The following is an 18,778-nucleotide window of genomic DNA, read 5'->3' as shown; positions in this document are numbered from 1 at the left end:
TTACACCTTTACCTTGAAGCTGTCCGCGTACTTGGCGGGGTCCTTGCCGTCCCAGACGACGCCGTCGAGCAGCTTGGAGCTGCGCATCGGGTCCTTGGGCACGCTGATCTTGAGCGCGCTGGCGGCCTGCGTGTACAGGGCCGTCTGGTTGATGGCCTTGGCGGTGCCCAGGTAGTCGGGGTGGTCCTTGATCAGGCCCCAGCGCTTGTGCTGGGTCAGGAACCACATGCCGTCGCTCAGGTAGGGGTAGTTCACCGCGCCGTCGTCGAAGAACTTCATGTGGCGCGGGTCGTCCCAGGTCTTGCCCAGGCCGTTCTGGTAGCGGCCCAGGATGCGCTGGTTGATCGCGTCGACGCCGGTGTTGACGTAGGCCTTGTCGGCGATCGTCTCGGCCATCTTGTTCTTGTTGGACAGGCCGGCGTCGATCCAGCGGCTGGCCTCCAGCACGGCCATGATGACGGCGCGCGCGGTGTTGGGGTACTTCTTGACGAAGTCGCCGGTGGTGCCCAGCACCTTCTCGGGGTGCTCGGGCCAGATGTCCTGCGTGGTGGTGGCCGTGATGCCGATGCCGTCAATGATGGCGCGGTGACCCCAGGGCTCGCCGACGCAGTAGCCGTCCATGTTGCCCACGCGCATGTTGGCCACCATCTGCGGCGGCGGCACGGTGATGACCTTGGCATCCTTCTGCGGGTTGATGCCGTGGGCCGCCATCCAGTAGTACAGCCACATCGCGTGCGTGCCGGTGGGGAAGGTCTGCGCGAAGGTGTATTCGCGCTTGTCCTTGGCCATGACCTTGGCGAGCGAGGCGCCGTCCACCGCGCCGGCGTCGGCCAGCTTCTTGGACAGCGTGATGGCCTGGCCGTTGCGATTCAGCGTCATCAAGACGGCCATGTCCTTCTTGGCGCCCGACACGCCCAGGTGCACGCCGTAGATCAGGCCGTACAGCACATGGGCCATGTCGAGCTCGCCGTTGACGAGCTTGTCGCGCACGCCGGCCCAGGAGGCTTCCTTGGTGGGGATGATCTTGATGCCGTACTTCTTGTCGAAGCCCAGCACGGAGGCCATGACGACGCTCGCGCAGTCGGTCAGCGGGATGAAGCCGATGCGCACTTCCTCCTTCTCGGGCTTGTCGGAGCCTTGCGCCCAGGCGCCACCGGCAAGGCCGAGGGTGGGCAGGGCGGCGGCAGCGGCGAGCAGGCTGCGGCGCTGCAGGTGGGGCGTGGCGTTCGAGTTGTCGCTGGCGGTCATCACGGGCTCCTGAGATGCAAAGCGAAACGACGTCGCGACCGTGCTGCTCCGCCGCCGCGACCGAGCGGGCAGGGAATAGGGGAGGTCGGACGCCGTTGTCCTGAAGTGCCGGCCGATTGAACAGCCGGCCGGCCCAAGAGGCCTGCGCCATTGCAGGCCTCGCTGCTGTTTGAGCAGATTGCGTGCCAGCTTCGGCAGGGAGGCCTCTGGCCCGGTTTGCACGCGCTTGGCGCATGGCAGCCGCCGCGCCGGGCGGTTTGCGCCGCGCCGGTGCGTGGGGTCAATGGCCGTGTTGGTGCGCTGCGCCCTCAGCGGGGGCGCAGCAGCTGATGCGCATCAATCAGGCGCGTCGCGACGGTGGCCAGCGTCTGGCCGCCGTCCATCGCGAGCTGGCGCATGCGCTGGAAGGCGGCCTCCTCGTCCAGGCCTTGCTCGCGCATCAGGATGCCGCGGGCCCGCTCCACCAGCTTGCGCTCGGCGAGCTGGGTCTGCGCGTGGCGCAGGTCGCGCTGCAAGGCCTGGTCATGCTCGAAGCGGGCCAGCGCCAATTGCAGCAGCGCCCCCAGCCGCTGCGGCGGCAGTCCGGCCAGCTGCAGTGCGCTGACGCCGGCCTGCAGCGCGGCGCGCATGGACTCGGGCGCCATCTGCTCGGCAAACAGCAGCACCGGGCGCGGGCGCAGCGCCTGCGCTTCGGCGAGCTGGGTCAGCAGCTCGGGCGTGGGGTGGTCGCAGTCGATCAGCAGCAGCTCGGGGGCCAGGCGCTGCAGGGCATTGCCCAGCGCGGTGGGCTCGGCGACAAGGTCCAGCACGTCGACGAGCTGGCAGCGCAGCCGGATCAGCTCCAGGCGAATGACCGGGCTGCGACGCTGGCCGGCGTCGGCCAGCAGCACGCGCAGGCCGGGAAGGGAAAGCGGGTTCATGCCCCAGGGCAGTGCAAGTAGCGTGCCTTGGGAGAAAAGCTTGGGGGCCTCAGCGGCGGATCGGCAGGTGCAGCTCGACGATGCCGCGTTGGCCGGCGGCGGGCTGGGTGATGTAGCGCGCACAGGGCGGCAGGCGCGGGTCGGGCTGGCGCTGCTCCACGCGCAGGCGCTGCATCGCCTGGTACCAGGCCAGCTCCAGCGCCTCGGGTGGGCCGTCGAAGCGCAGCACATAGGCCGCGTGGGGCGGCTGCTCAGTCAACGTCAGGCCTGCGGGCGTGGGCGCGCCGTCCGGCAGCTCGACGCCGACCTTGCAGTCGACGATGCGCAGCTTGAGCTGGGTCTTCAGGTAGTGGACGACCGCGGTGCCGTCGCTGCGGCCCAGGCCTGCGCGCACGGCGGCGATGCGCGGCGGCAGCTCGGCGGCCAGCGTGTCCAGTGGGCCGCGGTAGGCTTGGCTGGCGCAGCGGCGTGCGGGCTGGTCCTGCACGCCGAGGTAGTCCAGCGTGTAGGCCGGCGGTGCGGTCTCCAGCGTGGCGGCCAGTCGGTCCAGGCCGAAGCGCAGGTCCAGCGCCGTCGCGCCGCGCACCGTGGCCGCAAAGGCGCGCAGCGTGAAGGCGACGCGGCCCTTGAAGCGCCAGGTCACCCGCGTGCCGCCCGGCGCCGGGTCGAAGCGCCAGTCCGAGCGGCCGCGCACGGCAAAGGGCAGCGCGAAGTCCAATCGCTGGCGCAGCGTCTGCGCCGCCGACGGCAGCTGGCGCAGGCGGGCGCGTCCGACCTGAGGCACGTCCCAGGCCAGCGTCGCGCCGTCGACCGACGCCCGCGCGTCGCGCGCGTGTTCTAGCCAGGGGTTCCAGGCCTGCCACTGCGCCAGGTCGGCCACGCGGGCCTGGATGGCTTCGGGCGGCGCGGCGATGAGCCGGCTCTCCTCGGCCCGCACGCGGCCGCTGTAGCGCCCCATGTAGACGAACAGCAGCACGACCATGAAGGCCAGCGCGAAGAGGAGGGCGCTCATCGTGCCGCCCCGGTCAGAGCATGCCCATCATCTTGGGCACGATCAGCGTCAGCCATGGCCAGTACGTGACGATGACGAGGAACACGATCATCGTCAGTAGCCAGGGCATGACGGCCTTGGTCAGCTCGGTGATGCCCAGCTTGGAGATGCCGGACGCGACGTACAGGTTCAACCCCACCGGCGGGTGGCACAGGCCCACTTCCATGTTGACGTCGATCAGGATGCCGAAGTGCACCGGGTTCACGCCCAGCTGCATGGCGGCCGGGAAGAAGATGGGCGCCATGATCAGGATGATGGACGACGGGTCCATGAAGTTGCCCGCGCCCAGCAGCACCAGGTTGACGACGAACAGGAAGCCGTTCTGGCCCAGGTTCATCGACAGCAGCCAGTCGGCCAGCTGGTGCGGCAGGTTCTCGTTGGCCAGCACGAAGGAGAACAGCACCGCGTTCGTGATGATGTACAGCAGCATCGCGGACATGTTGGCCGAGTCCTTCAGCACCTTGGGTACGTCCTTGAGCCGCAGGTCCTTGTAGACGAAGATCGCCACGAAGAAGGAGTACACCGCCGCCATCGCCGCCGCCTCGGTCGCCGTGAAGGCGCCCGACCAGATGCCGCCGACGATGATGACGACGAGCAGCAGGCCCCAGAAGCTCTTGCGGAAGGCCGCGAAGCGCTCGCCCCAGCCGGCACGCACCATGCGCGGGTAGTTGTTCTTGCGGGCGATGTACCAGGTCACTGCGGCCAGCATCAGCGCCAGCACGATGCCGGGCAGCAGGCCGGCGACGAACAGCGCGCCGATGGAGGTGTTGGTCGAGATCGCGTAGATGACCTTGGGGATCGACGGCAGCATCAGGATGCCCAGCGACCCGGCCGTGATGATGACGCCGGCGCCGAAGCGCATCGGGTAGCCGTGCGCCACCATGGCCGGCAGCACGATGGAGCCGATGGCCACGACCGTCGCGACCGACGAGCCGCAGACCAGCGCGAACATCGAGCAGGCCAGGATGGACGCCAGCGCCAGGCCACCGTGGAAGTGGCCCACCATGGACGTGGCGAAGTTGATCATCCGCCGCGCGACACCCCCGTGGGTCAGGAAGTTGCCGGCCAGGATGAAGAAGGGGACGGCCATGATTTCCCACTTCTCGATGCCGGTGAACAGCTTGAGCGCCACCGATTCGATGGGCACCTGCGTCATCGTGAAGATGAAGGTCAGCACCGTGAGGCCCAGCGAGATGCTGATCGGCATGCCGGTCAGCATCAGTGCCAGCAGCAGACTGAAGATGATGAGGGCGTTCATTTCCTGGCCTCCTCGACCTGCAGGGGCGTCTGTTCATCCACGCCTTCGACATAGGCGTGGTCGTGGGTGGGCAGCTCGCCGGTCTTCCAGAACGCGACGCAGACCTGGATGAAGCGGTAGCACATCAGCGCCGAGCCCAGCGGAATGGCGGAGTAGACGATCCAGGTGGGCCACTCCAGGTCGGGCGTGGTCGGGCCTTCGAAGACGTCCTCGCGCGGCTGGCCGATCAGGTCCAGGAAGGCATGGTGGGCGCCGTTGTCCCAGACGAAGGCGCCGCCCAGCCAGGCGATGACGCCGGTGAACACCGCGCCGGCCAGCAGTCCGAAGATGACGAAGCGACCGCGGTTCCTGGGCGCCATGCGGTTGATGACGACGTCCACGCCGACGTGGATGCCGGTGCGCACGCCATAGGCCGCGCCGAACTTGCACATCCACACGAACAGGATGATGCACAGCTCCTGCGCCCAGCTCATGTGGACCTTCAGCGCCAGGTCCTGGATGTAGGGCACGCCGGCGAGGTAGCGGTGCACGACGGCGACAAAGATCACCAGCGTGGCCGCGGCCATCAGGAAGGAGATCAGCCACTCCTCCAGATGGTTCAGCGCTTTGTTAATCATGGTTGCTCTCCGATCAACGGAAACGGCTGCGCCTGCCAAGGGCCGTGGCGGCCCTGGCATGGCGAGGCGCGGGACGGGGATTTACTTCGGGGCGACGAAGCCGGCGGTCTTGTAGGCGGCCTCGATGGTGGCCTTGCCGACGCGCGACTCCATCTCCTTGTGGACGGGCATCAGCGCCTTCTTCCACTCGTTGGTCTCGGCCGGCGTGGGCGTGTAGATGGTCACGCGGCCGCTGGCCTTGATGCCTTCCAGCGCGCGGCCGTTCTCGGTGCTGGCGATGGCGTTGGCGTAGACGGTCGAGTCCTTGATCGCGCCTTCCAGCTGCGTGCGGATGTCGGCCGGCAGGCCGTCCCAGAACTTCTTGTTGACGATCAACGCATAGGCCAGGTGGCCATGGTTGGACAGCGTCATGTGCTTCTGCACTTCGAAGATCTTCTGCGTATAGAAGTTGCTCGGCACGCCTTCGGTGCCGTCCACGACGCCGGTCTGCAGCGCCTGGTACAGCTCGCTGAAGGCCATGACCTGCGGGATCGCGCCCAGCGCGCGCATCTGCGCGTCCAGCACCTTGCTGGACTGGATGCGCATCTTCATGCCCTTGAAGTCCGCCACGTTGTGCAGCGGCTTGTTGGCGCTCATGATGTGGAAGCCGTTGTCCCAGTAGGCCAGGCCCTTGATGCCCTTGGGCTCCAGCTTCTTGAACAGGTCGGCGCCGAGCTGCCCGTCGGTCACGGCGCGGAAGGCGTCGGTGTCCTTGAACAGGTAGGGCAGGTCGAAGACCTCGAACTCCTTCACGCCCAGCGGGCCGAACTTGGCCAGCGACGGGGCCAGCATCTGCACCGAGCCCAGCTGCAGCGCCTCCATCTCTTCCTTGTCCTTGTAGAGCTGGCTGTTGGGGTACAGCTCGATCTTCACGCGGCCATTGGTGCGCTGCTCGGCCAGCTCCTTGAAGCGCTGCGCGCCCTTGCCCTTGGGCGTGTCGGGCGCGACGACGTGGCTGAACTTGATGACGATGGGCGCCTGGGCGATGGCCGCGAACGGAAGGGCCAGTGCAGCGGCGAGCACGAGACGACGCAGGGTCATGGGAGTCTCCGGATGTTGGAATTGGATGGACGGCATTCTTGCGAGTGGGCCTGGGCGCGCAAAGTTGTGGAGTTCCACATTTCTGATCACCTTTACTCTTCTTAGACTGCAGGCCATGAAGTTGCGCGAGCTCCTGCCCCAAAGCCTGTGGCTCGCGCCGATGGCGTTGTCGCTGATCTTCGTGCTGGGCGTGCTGGCCTGGGTGCGCGCCAACGAGGCCGAGGAGCAGGAGCAGCAGCGCCAGACGCTGATCTCCGACGCGCTCAGCACCGAGGCCCAGCTGCGCGACCGCATCGGCGAGGAGCAGGCCCACCTGCGCCAGCTCGCCCAGGCGCTGCTCGGCAAGCCGCCCAGCGAGGCGCTGCTGGCCGACCACGCCGAGGTGGTGTCCGGGTTGCGGCGGCTGTGGCAGTCGGTCACCTGGCTCGATGCCCGCAACCGCGTGCTGGCCGAGGTGTCGGGCCGCGGCGACATCGGGCGGCTGGAGGACGGCTTGTCGCTGCACCTGACCGCGCCGGTCGGCAGCACGGGCGTGCTGGTCGTGCGTTACCCGCCGGCGCTGCTGCTCAAGCGCGGCGTGCCCTGGTGGCTGGCACGCAAGTACGACGTGCAGCTGGTCGACAGCGCCGACCAGGTCATCGCTTCCAGCACCGAGTCGCCGCTGCGCGCCGCGCAGGCGTCGCGGCCCAGCTACCGCGTCGCGCTGACCGGCCCGCTGCGCGCCAGCCCGCTGACGCAGGAGACGCTGACCGACGCCGCGCTGGAGCTGACGGTGCGCGACCCGGTCGTCAACGGCGTGCGGCCGCTGGCCTGGGTGCTGGTGGCCGGCTTCCTGCCGCTGATCGCCGTCGCCAGCGCGCTGATCCGCCGCCAGATGCGCCAGGTGCAGCGCGCCGAGGTGGCCGGCCGCACCGAGGCCGCGTGGCGGCGCGCCATGGAGGACTCGGCGCTGGTGGCGCTGCGCGCGCGCGACTTCGACGGCCGGCTGCTCTACGTCAACCGCACCTTCTGCGACATGGTGGGCCTGCCGGCCGAGGCCCTGGTCGGGCTGCTGCCGCCCATGCCCTACTGGCCGCCGGACACGCTGGCCGAGGTGACCGAGCGCAACCGCCGCAACCTCGCCGGCCACGCGCCGCGGGACGGCTACGAGTCGCTGTGGCGGCATTCGTCGGGCCGCATGCTGGACGTGATGGTGTTCGAGTCGCCGCTGGTGGACGCGGGCGGGCGCCAGATCGGCTGGATGGGCAGCATCATCGACATCACCGAGCGCAAGCGGCTGGAGGAGCGCGAGCGCCGCCAGGTCGAGACGCTGGCCCACAACGCGCGGCTGACCATGCTGGGCGAGGTCGCGTCCACGCTGGCCCACGAGTTGAACCAGCCGCTGACGGCCATCGCCAGCTATGGCGCGGGCATCAGCAACTCGCTGGCCAAGCTGGGTGTGCAGGACGAGCTGGTGCTGGGCGCACTGCAGCGCCTGGGCCAGCAGGCCGAGCATGCCGGCCGCATCGTCGCGCGCATCCGCGAGTTCCTGACCCGGCGCGAGCCGCGCCACGAGCGTTGCGATCTGCACGAGGTCATCGCCGCGGCCGTCGACCTGCTCAAGCGCGACTGCCAGCGCCGCGGCGTCACGCTGGAGTTGTCGCTCGCGCCCGGCGTGCCCGCCGTGCTGGCCGACGCGGTGCTCATCGAGCAGGTGGTCATCAACCTGGTGCGCAACGCGGCCGATGCGCTGCAGGCGCGCAGCAGCGCCCGCCGCATCGCCGTCAGCAGCCGCGTGGCCGGCGACTTCGTGCGCGTCGACGTGCAGGACAACGGCCCCGGCCTGGCCGGCCGACGCGTCGAGCAGCTGTGCGCGCCGTTCTATTCCACCAAGGCCGACGGCATGGGCATGGGCCTGGCCATCTGCCGCTCCATCATCGAAGCCCACCAGGGCGTGCTCGACGCGAGCGAGGCGGCCGGCGGCGGTGCCCTGTTCTCCTTCAGCCTGCCCCTGACCCGCGAACTGAGCCGGGAGACCGTGCATGGCTGACGCCAGCGTCCACCTCGTCGACGACGACACCGGCGTGCGCGACGCGCTCGCCTTCCTGCTGCGCTCGCGCGGCCTCAACGTGCGCGCCTTCGATGGCGGCCCGGCGCTGCTCGCGGCGCTGGACGCCGAGCCGCCGCCGCGCGGCATCTTCCTGCTCGACGTGCGCATGGAGCCCATGACCGGCACGCGACTGCACGACGAGCTGCTGGCCCGCCGGCTGAAGAACCCGGTGCTCTTCCTGACCGGCCATGGCGACATCCCCATGGTCGTCGAGGCGCTGAAGAAGGGCGCCTTCGATTTCCTTGAGAAGCCCTACAGCGACAACGCGCTGGCCGACCGCATCGAGCAGGCGCTGGCCGTGGACGCGGCCATGCAGGCCGAGGGCGCGCAGGCGGCCGAGCGCACCGCGCGCCTGGCCAGCCTGACCGAGCGGGAACGCGAGGTCATGACGCGCGTGGCGGCCGGCAAGCTCAACAAGGTCATCGCGGACGAGCTGAACGTGTCCGTGCGCACCGTCGAGGTCCACCGTGCGCGCGTGTTCGCCAAGCTGGGGGTGAGGTCGGCGGCGGAGGTGGCGACGCTGTTGGCGGGGCGGTAGGGGGGCGGTCAGGGCCAATCCGCGCGCAGCCGGCAGGCGCCGCCCATCGCCGGGTCGCTGATGGAGGGCCGGCCTGTCTCGATGTGGCCGGCGAGCCGGCAGCCGAAGCCCGGCCAGGCGCTCGACGTGAGGCCGACGTCGTACCAATGGCCGTTGTCTACCAGGGGCAGGCGCAGCAGGCGGGTCTCGCCGGGCTGCAGCGACAGCTGCTGTGCGGCCGGCATGGCATGGCGCAGCGGCCGCAGCGCCACCGGCAATGCGCGGCTGCCCGGGTTGGTCAGGCGCAGCAACAGGTCTCCGCTGGCCGTGTCGGCCTGAGCCTCGACGAGCGGCGCGCCGGCCGCGTCCGACGTGCCCATGAAGTGGCGGTGAAAGCCGTTCGGGCCGAGCACCCACAGGTCGTGGCGCGCGTCACCGCCGGGCGCCTGCCAGTCGTCCTGCAGCGTCTTGCCCGCCTCCACCGTGTAGCGGCGTGGCACGGCCTGCAGGTGGAGCCGGTCGTAGACGTGGAACACCGCGCCGGCGGCGCCGGTGTTCTTGAACAGCAGCCGCATCGCACCGGGCCGCGCCTGGGCTTGCACCTGCAGGTCGTACGGCAGCGGCCGCGCCGGACGGCTGGCGCGCGGCTGCTCCGGCAGGCGCGGCGCGTCGGGAATGGTGGGCAGCTGCGTCTTCTCGAACTGCCGCGCCCGTTGGCGGCGCTCCTGGGTGGCTGGCAACGCGGCCACCCAGGCCGAGGCGGCGCGCTCGGGGTCGCGGAAGTCGAAGCAACTGGTCAGGTCACCGCAGACGGCGCGGCGCCACGGGCTGATCAGCGGTTCGCGCACGCCGAAGCGCGCCTCGATGAAGCGCAGCACCGACGAGTGGTCGGCCACCTGCGAGTTGACCCAGCCGCCGCGGCTCCACGGCGAGATCACGTACAGCGGCACGCGCGGGCCCAGGCCGTAGGGGCGGTGCTGGCAGAGCGGGTCCGAGCCGTCGTCCAGACGGTGGTGGTACTCGCCGGCGGTGTCCACGGTGGAGGCGCCGGCTCGCGCGCTGCGGCCGGGCACGATGGCGGCCGGGTCCTCCGGCAGATAGGACGGCACGGCCGGCGGCGGCATGTGGTCGAAGAAGCCGTCGTTCTCGTCGAAGTTGATGAGCAGCACCGTGCGGCTCCACACCTCGGGGTTGGCGGTCAGCGCCTGCAGCACGCGGGCGATGTAGTCGGCACCGGACGCCGGGCTGGACGGGCCGGGATGCTCGGAGCCCTCGGCGGTCGCGACGATCCAGCTGACCTGAGGCAGGCGGCCAGCCAGCACATCGGCCTGCAGCAGGTCGAGGTCGCGCGTGGCGATGCCGCGCGCCTTCAGCGCGGCGTCGTGGCCCGGGCGGTCGTACCAGGCGTCGCGGAAGGGGCGAAAGCCCGCCAGCGGGTTGTCCTCGAAGTTGTCGGCCATGTCCTGGTAGACCTGCCAGTCGACGCCCGCCGCCTGCAGTCGCTCGACATAGGTCGTCCAGCGGTAGTCGGTGTTGCGGTCCGGGCTGAAGCCGCAGCGGCTGTTGTCGGTGGCCGGGCCGCCGGCCACGGCGAAGGGGTCGTTGTGGCCGCTCCACAGGAAGAGCCGATTGGTGTTGGTGCCGGTCTGCGTGGCGCAGTGGTAGTGGTCGCACAGCGTGAAGGCCTGCGCGAGCGCGAACTGGAACGGGATGTCCGCCTCGCGGAAATGACCCATCGCATGGTTGCGCTTGACCCAGGGCCAGTGCGCCATGCGGCCGTGGTCCCAGGCGGCCTGGGCGTCCGCCCACGCGTGCGGGGCGCCGGCGACGCGCATGTGCGCGAAGTCCTGCTGCGTGTTCAGGTGAAAGGGCGGCAGCAGCCGCGCCGGCTCCCCCTGCATCGGCTGCGCGAACACCGTGCGCCCGCCGGGCAGCGGCACCGGGTGCGGGTCGCCGAAGCCGCGCACGCCGGCCAGCGTGCCGAAATAGTGGTCGAAGCTGCGGTTCTCCTGCGTCAGCACGACGATGTGCTGCACGTCCTGCAGCGTGCCGGTGCGCCGCGCAGCGGGGATGGTGAGCGCGGCCTGGATGGCCGGCGGGAAGGCCGCCGCAGCGCCAAGGCCGGCGGCGCCGGCAAGCTGCCGCAGGAAACGGCGTCGGCCGTCATGCGTCATGGGGTGTCTCCATTGCGAGGCTGAGTATTCACGACGCACGGCCCCTTGCCGGTGATCGCGTTTGCATGCACAATGAGTTAACGTTAACACATTGAGCGGCAGGTTTGAAGGTGGCGCCGCACAATGCCGCTTCCCTGTGACGCCAGCACCCCACACCGATGACTCGCAACAAGTCCGCTGCAACCCGCTCTGCCCAGGCGGCCCCCGCGCCCTCGTCGGCGCAAACGCCACCGCCGGCCACTCGCGTCACGGTCGTCGAGGTTGCCCAGCGCGCCGGCGTGTCGCTGATGACCGTGTCACGCGCGCTCAGTGGCAAGGGCTACGTGGCCGAGGCCACGCGGCAGAAGGTCCAGGAGGCCGCGGACGCGTTGGGCTATGTGGCCAACGTGGGTGCTCGTGTCATGAAGGGCGGGCGCACCGGCGTGCTGGGGCTGCTGGTCAGTGATTTCCAGTCCCCGGTCATCGCCGCCATCATCAGCGCCATCAGCCGTGTCGTGAAGCAGGCGGGCATGGACCTGATCCTGTACGACCTGGCCGCCGCCGACGGTGCGCGGCCCGACGTCGTGCCCCTGCTGTCCAGCCTGTGCGACGGGTTGCTGCTGATCCTGCCCGGTGCCTATGCCGAGAACCTGGATCAGTTCGAGCGCGTCAGCCTGCCCGTGGTGCTGGTGAACTACTGGCGTGCGCCGACATCGCTGCCGGTCGTGCGTGCCGACAACTACGAAGGCGCGCACGCGCTGACGCGCCATCTGCTGGAGCTCGGCCACCGCCGCATCGCCTTCGTGCGCGGCACCTCGCATTCCGGCCAGAGCCAGGAGCGTGAGCGCGGCTACCTGGCCGCTCTCAACGAGGCGGGCGTGAGCGCCGATCCGCAGCTGATCGCGCAGGGCGACTTCATCCAGCGCTCGGGTTTCGAGCAGGCCGGCCTGCTGCTGCAACTGCGCGAGCCACCGACCGCCATCTTCTGCGCCAACGACCTGATGGCCCTGGGCGCGCTGGATGCCGCACGCGCCGCGGGCCTCGCCGTGCCGACGCAGCTGTCGATTGCGGGCTTCGACGACATCCTCGCGGCCTCGCAGAGCTACCCGGCGCTGACCACCGTCAAGCAGGACTATGAGCAACTCGGCGATGGCGCGGTGCGGCTGCTGCTGCAGCACATCAGCGAAGGCGCTCGGCGCGGCATCCGCGTGGAGCTGCAGAGCCATCTCGTGGTCCGTGATTCGACTGCCGCGCCGCCGGCGCGTGCCAAGAAGGCCGGCCGCGCCCGCTAGTCACCTGCCCCTCCGATGTCCGCTCTCACCGACACCGCCGCACCGCCCGAGGCCGACCCGCCGCGCACCTGGCGCCAGGGCACGCTCGTCTACGGTCCCGCCGCGCTGGTGGTGTTGTTTGCCTTCCTGCTGATCGGCGACTTCGCGTGGAGCCTGAAGGAGCGCGCCGTCACGCCCGTCGCGCAGATCCTGATGCGCCAGCTGCAGGCGGGCGACCTGTTCATCGCCATCGTCGTCGGCTCGTTCCCGGCTGGGCTTGGCCTCGTGCTGGGCCCCGTCATCGCCGTGCGCTCCGACCGCCACCGCGGCCGGCTTGGCCGGCGCATTCCCTTCCTGCTGCTGCCGATGCCGCTGGTGGTGGGCGGCCTGCTCGGCATGGCGGCGACGATGCCGGCCGGCGCGATGCTGCACGAGCTGCTGGGTGGCGCGTCGCCCGGCGAGCGCGCCTGCCGCATGGCCTGGTTCGCGCTGAGCTGGACGATGTTCGAGGCCGCGTCGATCACCGCCAACGCCGTGTTCTATGGGCTGATCGCCGACGTCGTGCCGGCGCGGCTGACCGGTCGCTTCTACGGCCTGTTCCGCGTCATCAGCCTGTTGGCCGGCATCGGCTTCACCTACCAGGTGCTGGGCCACGCCGAAAGCCACTTCCCAGCCATCTTCAGCGCCATCGCGCTGGCCTATGGCGCCGGTGTCGCGCTGATGTGCTGGCGCGTGCGCGAGGGCCATTACCCGCCGCCCGCGCCGCTGCCGCCGCGCGACCGCGGCGCGGGTGCCGTGCGCCGCTACCTGCGCGAGTGCTTCAGCCAGCGCTTCTATGTGTTGCTGTTCTTCGCGATGATGTTCGGCTTGGTGGCCGGCAGCCCGGTCAACAGCTTCGGTGTGTTCTACGCGCAGCGCGTCGGCCTGGGGCTGGACGGCTATGGCAAGGCGCTGGCGCTGACGTATGCCTGCTCGCTCGTGCTGGCCTTTCCGGTCGGCTGGCTGGCGGACCGCTTCCATCCGCTGCGCGTGGGCCTGACCTGCATCTTGGCCTATGCCGTGGCGATGCTGATGGCCGGCTGGTGGGTGAGCGACGCGCAGCAGTTCGCCTGGGCCTTCGTCGCGCACGGCGTGTTGTCGGGCGCCTATCTCACCGGCGTCGCGGCACTGGGCCAGTACCTCTACCCGCAAGCGCGCTTCGCGCAGTTCCACTCGGCGATGAACCTGCTGTCGGCCGTCGGCTATGTGCTGGTGCCGCCGGCGATGGGCGCGTGGCTGGACGCGACCGGCAACGAATACCGCCACACCTTTGTCGCCAGCGGCCTGCTGGCCACCGCCTCGGCCTGCGTCTTCCTGGCGCTGCTGAAGCCCTTCCGCACCCTGGGCGGCGCTCGGCACTACCAAGCTCCCTGAACGACTGAACGGGCCGGCTCGGGCACAGCTCCGGGCTTTCCCTGTGCTGAATCTGCGCCAAACAGGTTAACGTTATCACATAAACATCACAACACTGATGAACGCCCCACTGCATTTCATGGAACCTGGCGCCGGCTCGCCGGCCGGTGACCCCTTCCGCCTGGACGGCTGCCAGGCCCTCGTCACGGCCGCGGCCAGCGGCATCGGCCAGGCGCTGGCCATCGGCCTGGCCCGCGCCGGTGCGGACGTGGCCATCACCCGCCACCAGCAGGACTGCGGCGACACCGTCGCCGAGATCGAAAATCTGGGCCGGCGCTGCGCCGTCTTCCAGGCCGACCTGGGTGACCCCGCCGCGCCGCAGCGGTTGATGGACGACGTGCTCGACACGCTCGGCCATGTCGACGTGCTGGTCAACAACGCCGGCATCATCCGCCGCGGCCTGGCCATCGACGCCACGCCGCAGGACTGGGACGCCGTGCTGCAGGTCAACCTGCATGCCGCCTGGCAGCTTGCCCAGCAGGCCGGCCGCCACATGCTGAGCCGCGGCCAGGGCCGCATCATCAACGTCGCGTCGCTGCTGAGCCTGCAAGGCGGCATCCGCGTGCCGGCCTATGCGGCCAGCAAGCATGCGCTGCTCGGGCTGACGCGCGCTCTGGCCAATGAGTGGGCCGGCCGCGGCGTTGGTGTGAACGCGATCGCGCCCGGCTACATCGAAACCGCCAACACCGAGCCGCTGCGCGCCGACGCCGACCGCGCCCGCCAGGTGCTGGAGCGCATCCCCGCCGGGCGCTGGGGGCGCCCGCAGGACATCGCGGGCGCCGTGGTCTTCCTCGCATCGCCGGCCGCGGCCTATGTGCATGGACAACTGCTCGTCGTCGACGGCGGCTGGATGGCGCGATGAACGGCAGCGCATTGCAGACGCGGCCGGTGCAGGCCGCCACGAACGCCGACGACTTCGCACGCGAAGCCGGGGCTGGGCTGACCCAGGCGCTGGCCCAGCTGGCACGCTGCCTGCGCGACGTGGGCCCGCACTTTCCGCACGAGACGACGCAAGCTGACCGCTACAGCCTGGCGCGCTGGCCCGGCGAGCCCGATGGCGCCAACACCAGCTGGACATCGGGCTTCTGGACCGGCCTGCTGTGGATGGCGCACGAGCTGGGCGGCGATGCCGCCTTTGGCGACGCCGCGCGCGCCCAGCTGCCAGGCTGGGCGCTGCGGCTGGAGCGCCGCTTTGTGCTGGACCACCACGACCTCGGGTTCCTGTTCATGCCGTCCTGCGTCGCCGCGCTGCGCGACGGCGAGCATCCGTTGGCGCGCACCACCGCGCTGCAGGCGGCCGAGTTGCTGATGGCGCGCTACCTGCCCGGTGCCGGCGTCATCCAGGCCTGGGGCAAGCTCGACGATCCGTCGCAACGCGGCCGACTCATCATCGACTGCCTGCTGAACCTGCCACTGCTGCACTGGGCCAGCGCGCAGACGGGCGACCCGCGCTACGCTAACGCCGCGCGCTCGCATGCCAAGCGCTCCCAGGCCGTGCTCGTACGCGCCGACGCCAGCACCTTCCACACCTTTCATTTCGACCCCACGACCGGCGCGCCGCTGCACGGCACCACGCACCAGGGCGCCTCGCACGACTCCTGCTGGGCGCGCGGACAGGCCTGGGGCATCTACGGCTTTGCGCTGAACCACCGCTGGGCGCCGGACCTCGGCCTGCTCGACACCGCCTGCCGCGTGGCCGACCGCTTCCTGGCCGACCTGCCCGAGCACGGCGTCCCTTGCTGGGACTTGGCCCTCAAGCACGAGGCCGGTGAACCCTGGGACAGCTCGGCCGGCGCCATCGCCGCCTGCGGGCTGACGGAGCTGGCCGACCTGCTCGACTCACCCGCACTCGCTGCGCACTACCGCGCCGCCGCGCAGCGCATCCTGCGCGGCCTGCTGCGCGAGTGCGCCGGCTGGCTGGCCCCCGGCAACGCGCTGCTGCGCCATGGCGTCTACAGCCTGCCCGAAGGCATCGGCATCGACGAGGCCAACCTGTGGGGCGACTTCTTCCTGCTCGAAGCCCTGGCCCGCCACGGCCGCGACTGGACGCCTTACTGGCACCCCGACCCCGTGCGCTGATTGCAGCGCCGCACCACCCACCACGACAACAATCCCGGAGAGACAGACCATGGCCCATCACCACGCTCCCTTGCGCCACACGCTGCGCCCCACCGCCCTGGCCCTGGCCGCCGCCTGCGCGGTTGGCACGCTGCCCGCCTGGGCGCAGACCGCAGCTGGCGACAAGGCGTCGACCCAGCAGCTCGACACCGTCGTCGTCTCCGGCATCCGCGCGTCCAAGGACAAGTCGCTGGCCACCAAGCGCCAGGCCGACGGCGTCACCGAAGTCGTCAGTGCCGAGGACATCGGCAAGATGCCCGACAAGAACGTGGCCGACGCGCTGCAGAAGCTGCCCGGCATCACCACGCTGACGGGCTCGGGCGGGCAGGGCGGCTACGACGAGAACGACCGGGTCAGCATCCGCGGCACCAGCGCCAGCCTGGCGCTGACCACGGTCAACAGCCACGCCGTGGCGACGGCCGACTGGAGCAGCGGCGACCAGATCGCCAACGGCGGCGCGGCGCGCAGCGTCAGCTTCCTGCTGTTCCCGTCCGAGATCGTCAGCCAGGTGGTGGTGCACAAGAGCGCCCGGGCCGACCAGATCGAGGGCGGCGTTTCCGGTTCGGTCAACCTGATCACGCGCCGCCCGCTGGAGTTCAAGCAGCCGTTCACCGCGGAGATCGGCGTGCAGACGGTCTATTCCGACCTGGCCGAGAAGTTCGACCCGCAGCTCAACGCGCTGGTCAACTGGCGCAACGACGACAAGACCTTCGGCGCGATGCTGCAGCTGTTCAGCCAGGAGCGCCACGTGCGCCGCGACAGCCAGCGCATCGGCTGGAGCCGCATCAGCCCGACGAGCACGGTGGGTCAGGCCAACAACGGCCAGCTCGCCAATGCGCTCTACGTCAACGACATCGCCCACATGCTGTTCCAGCAGGAGCGCAAACGCACCGGTGGCGTGTTCGACCTGGAGCTGAAGGTCTCCGACAAGCTGAGCCTCAACCTCGACGGCTTCTACTCCAAGCTCGACGCGCAGTACGCCAATAACCAGCTGGTGGTGCGGCCGGGCAACTCGGTCAACGGCGGCGTCGTGCCGACCGACGTGCAGCTGGAGAACGGCGTGCTGACAGGTGCGCGTTTCAACAACACGGGCAACGCCATGGGCGCGCAGCTGGAAAGCTACGTGACACCCAAGGCCACGGCCCAGACGCAGTACTTCAACACCTCGTTCCGCTGGGACCCCACGGACCGCTGGACCGTCGAGGGCCAGGTGGGCACGACCAAGGCCATCGGCGACACGCGCGAGTACGGCAGCTACATCTTCCTGCCCGGTGTAGCCACCGCCTACCGCGCCAACGGCTTCGACTCGCCCGTGTCCCTGTCGCTGCCCAACGGCTTGACCGCCTCCAACCTGTCGGCCGCGCCGGGCAACTCCGGCGCCGACAACAACTTCAGCCTGACCCACAGCCTCGACAAGGAAACCTACGCCCAGCTCGACGCGGAAGTGCAGTTCAACGACATGGTGCTGAGCGCCATCAAGTTCGGCGTGCGCACGACCGACCACACGCGGGAAGGGACGCGCCCGGGCAAGGGCGGCAACCCGATGAACGCCGCTGGCACTGGCCAGGTGGTGCTCACCACCATCCCGAGCTGGGGCGGCGCGACCTTCCCCGGCAACTTCGGTGGCGGCCTGGGCGACACCGGCTCGTCGGCCGGCATGACGCCGCTGATCTCCATCCCGTCGATCGCGCAGTGGGCCGACGCCAACCTCAGCTTTGATCGCCAGTTCAACCTGCCGGTCTCCGGGGTCTTCACGGTCAAGGAGAAAACCGGCGCGGCCTACGCGCTGGCCAAGTTTGCCGGCGACCGCTGGCGCGGTGACGTCGGTGTGCGCTTCGTGCGCACGCAGACCGAGGTGACGCGCAACCAGGGCCTGCCTTGCGGCGCCGCCGGCAGCCGCGCGCCGGACGGCAGCGTCATCACCTATGGCAGTGCAGCCCAGGCCCAGGCCTGCAACGACGGCGGCTTCGTGCCCGCCGGTGCCACGCTGATCACGGGATCGCGCTTCGGCAACTTCATCGTCACCACCACCAGCCACGACTACAGCGAAGTGCTGCCGAGCGCCAATCTGGTATTCGATGTCAGCCGCAACCTGGTGCTGCGCGCCGCGGCGGCTAAGGTGATGTCCCGTCCGGACTACACGGCGCTGGGTCAGTCGGTGGGCAATTTCGGCTACCTCGTCACGAACACGCCGCCGTCCACCGCCAGCGGCGGCAATGCCGAGCTCGACCCCGTGCTCGCCTGGAACTACAACCTCGGCGCCGAGTGGTACTTCCAGCCGCGCGCGGTGCTGTCGGCCCAGGTGTTCTACATGGACTTCAAGTCGCTGATCGGTTCGGGCTCGACGATCCAGAACCAGCTCAACACGGCGATCCCGCTGTCGCTGGGCGGCCCGCAGGTGGTGCCGACGCTGGTGAACTCGCCGGTCTCGATCACGGGCCGCTCGCGCGGCATCGAGCTGGGCTACGAGCAGCCGGTCTTCAGCGGCTTCGGCGTCCAGGCCAACTACACCTATGTGGATGCGCAGGAGGCGACCGGCCTGCCGATCCAGGGCGCGTCGCGCAATTCGTACACGGTGGGCGGCTACTTCGAGAACGACAGCTTCAGCACGCGGATCAGCTACTCGCACCGCAGCAAGTCGCGCACCGGGCTGTTCGGTCCGGCGCAGAACTACCTCGCACCCACCGGCACGCTGGCGGCGTCGGCCAACTACACCGTCAACGACAAGCTCACGTTGACCTTCGAAGGGCTGAACCTCAACAACCCCAAGCTGCGCTACTACAACGCGCCCACGGCGACGGTGCCGTTCGAAGCCACGACGCAGGTCCACACCAGCGGGCGCCAGTACTACGTCGGTCTTCGCTACAAGTATTAAGCCGTTCTCGCCTGCCAGTTCTGCCTCGTCGCACCGCTGGCGCTTTCCCAGGTGACATCGGCCGCGCCGAAAGTGGCGCCCCCGACGCCGCATGGGCCCGTACCGGGTGCACGCCACCGCCAGGTGGCG

At 69.8% G+C, this 18,778-nt stretch carries 14 protein-coding genes; 7 read left to right on the top strand and 7 right to left on the bottom strand.

The genetic code is table 11. The features are described 5' to 3' along the window. From AC1D29_RS12245 to AC1D29_RS12220, 6 genes are all read right to left on the bottom strand, one after another. Window positions 1-1,248, bottom strand: a complete 1,248-nt coding sequence (locus tag AC1D29_RS12245; protein WP_477897612.1) for a CmpA/NrtA family ABC transporter substrate-binding protein — start codon at window positions 1,246-1,248, stop codon at window positions 1-3. A gap of 308 nt (window positions 1,249-1,556) precedes the next feature. Next, the gene (locus tag AC1D29_RS12240; RefSeq protein WP_477897610.1) at window positions 1,557-2,168 is read right to left on the bottom strand and encodes an ANTAR domain-containing response regulator; all 612 of its coding nucleotides are present in this window, start codon (window positions 2,166-2,168) and stop codon (window positions 1,557-1,559) included. Window positions 2,169-2,217: 49 nt separating this feature from the next. Next, the gene (locus AC1D29_RS12235) at window positions 2,218-3,180 is read right to left on the bottom strand and encodes an SRPBCC family protein (RefSeq protein WP_477897608.1); all 963 of its coding nucleotides are present in this window, start codon (window positions 3,178-3,180) and stop codon (window positions 2,218-2,220) included. Window positions 3,181-3,193: 13 nt separating this feature from the next. Further along, window positions 3,194-4,477 (bottom strand): TRAP transporter large permease, encoded by a 1,284-nt coding sequence (locus AC1D29_RS12230; RefSeq protein WP_477897606.1) that lies wholly within the window; start codon window positions 4,475-4,477, stop codon window positions 3,194-3,196. After that, window positions 4,474-5,094 (bottom strand): TRAP transporter small permease, encoded by a 621-nt coding sequence (locus tag AC1D29_RS12225; RefSeq protein ID WP_477897604.1) that lies wholly within the window; start codon window positions 5,092-5,094, stop codon window positions 4,474-4,476. Before AC1D29_RS12225 ends, AC1D29_RS12230 begins: the two co-directional genes overlap by 4 nt. Before the next feature lie 81 nt (window positions 5,095-5,175). Continuing rightward, the gene (locus AC1D29_RS12220; RefSeq protein ID WP_477897602.1) at window positions 5,176-6,174 is read right to left on the bottom strand and encodes a TRAP transporter substrate-binding protein; all 999 of its coding nucleotides are present in this window, start codon (window positions 6,172-6,174) and stop codon (window positions 5,176-5,178) included. Window positions 6,175-6,289: 115 nt separating this feature from the next. On the opposite strand from AC1D29_RS12220, the gene AC1D29_RS12215 reads away from it, so the two are divergent. After that, window positions 6,290-8,203 carry a sensor histidine kinase gene (locus AC1D29_RS12215; protein ID WP_477897600.1) on the top strand — a complete coding sequence of 638 codons (1,914 nt, stop codon included), beginning with the start codon at window positions 6,290-6,292 and terminating at the stop codon, window positions 8,201-8,203. Then, window positions 8,196-8,801, top strand: a complete 606-nt coding sequence (locus AC1D29_RS12210; protein ID WP_477897598.1) for a response regulator transcription factor — start codon at window positions 8,196-8,198, stop codon at window positions 8,799-8,801. Before AC1D29_RS12215 ends, AC1D29_RS12210 begins: the two co-directional genes overlap by 8 nt. An 8-nt stretch (window positions 8,802-8,809) precedes the next feature. On the opposite strand, the gene AC1D29_RS12205 is transcribed toward AC1D29_RS12210, so the two are convergent. Then, window positions 8,810-10,954 carry a phosphocholine-specific phospholipase C gene (locus tag AC1D29_RS12205; protein WP_477897596.1) on the bottom strand — a complete coding sequence of 715 codons (2,145 nt, stop codon included), beginning with the start codon at window positions 10,952-10,954 and terminating at the stop codon, window positions 8,810-8,812. Window positions 10,955-11,112: 158 nt separating this feature from the next. Between AC1D29_RS12205 and AC1D29_RS12200 the strand changes: the two genes are divergently transcribed. The 5 genes from AC1D29_RS12200 (at window position 11,113) to AC1D29_RS12180 (ending at window position 18,649) form a co-directional block, all read left to right on the top strand. Continuing rightward, entirely contained in the window at window positions 11,113-12,225 is a 1,113-nt protein-coding gene (locus tag AC1D29_RS12200) for a LacI family DNA-binding transcriptional regulator (protein WP_477897594.1), read from the top strand. 15 nt (window positions 12,226-12,240) lie between these two features. Further along, window positions 12,241-13,617 carry an MFS transporter gene (locus AC1D29_RS12195; RefSeq protein ID WP_477897592.1) on the top strand — a complete coding sequence of 459 codons (1,377 nt, stop codon included), beginning with the start codon at window positions 12,241-12,243 and terminating at the stop codon, window positions 13,615-13,617. 97 nt (window positions 13,618-13,714) lie between these two features. Further along, window positions 13,715-14,518 (top strand): 2-dehydro-3-deoxy-D-gluconate 5-dehydrogenase KduD, encoded by an 804-nt coding sequence (gene kduD, locus AC1D29_RS12190; RefSeq protein WP_477897590.1) that lies wholly within the window; start codon window positions 13,715-13,717, stop codon window positions 14,516-14,518. Beyond that, window positions 14,515-15,735 carry a glycoside hydrolase family 88 protein gene (locus AC1D29_RS12185; RefSeq protein ID WP_477897588.1) on the top strand — a complete coding sequence of 407 codons (1,221 nt, stop codon included), beginning with the start codon at window positions 14,515-14,517 and terminating at the stop codon, window positions 15,733-15,735. Before kduD ends, AC1D29_RS12185 begins: the two co-directional genes overlap by 4 nt. Before the next feature lie 49 nt (window positions 15,736-15,784). Beyond that, on the top strand, window positions 15,785-18,649 hold the full coding sequence (locus tag AC1D29_RS12180) for a TonB-dependent receptor (RefSeq protein WP_477897586.1): 2,865 nt from the start codon (window positions 15,785-15,787) through the stop codon (window positions 18,647-18,649). Window positions 18,650-18,778 lie beyond the last annotated feature (129 nt).

Source organism: Roseateles sp. P1_C6, from assembly GCF_056406315.1.
Note: the sequence above shows the minus strand (reverse complement) of the source record. Positions and strands in the feature narration are given on the sequence as shown.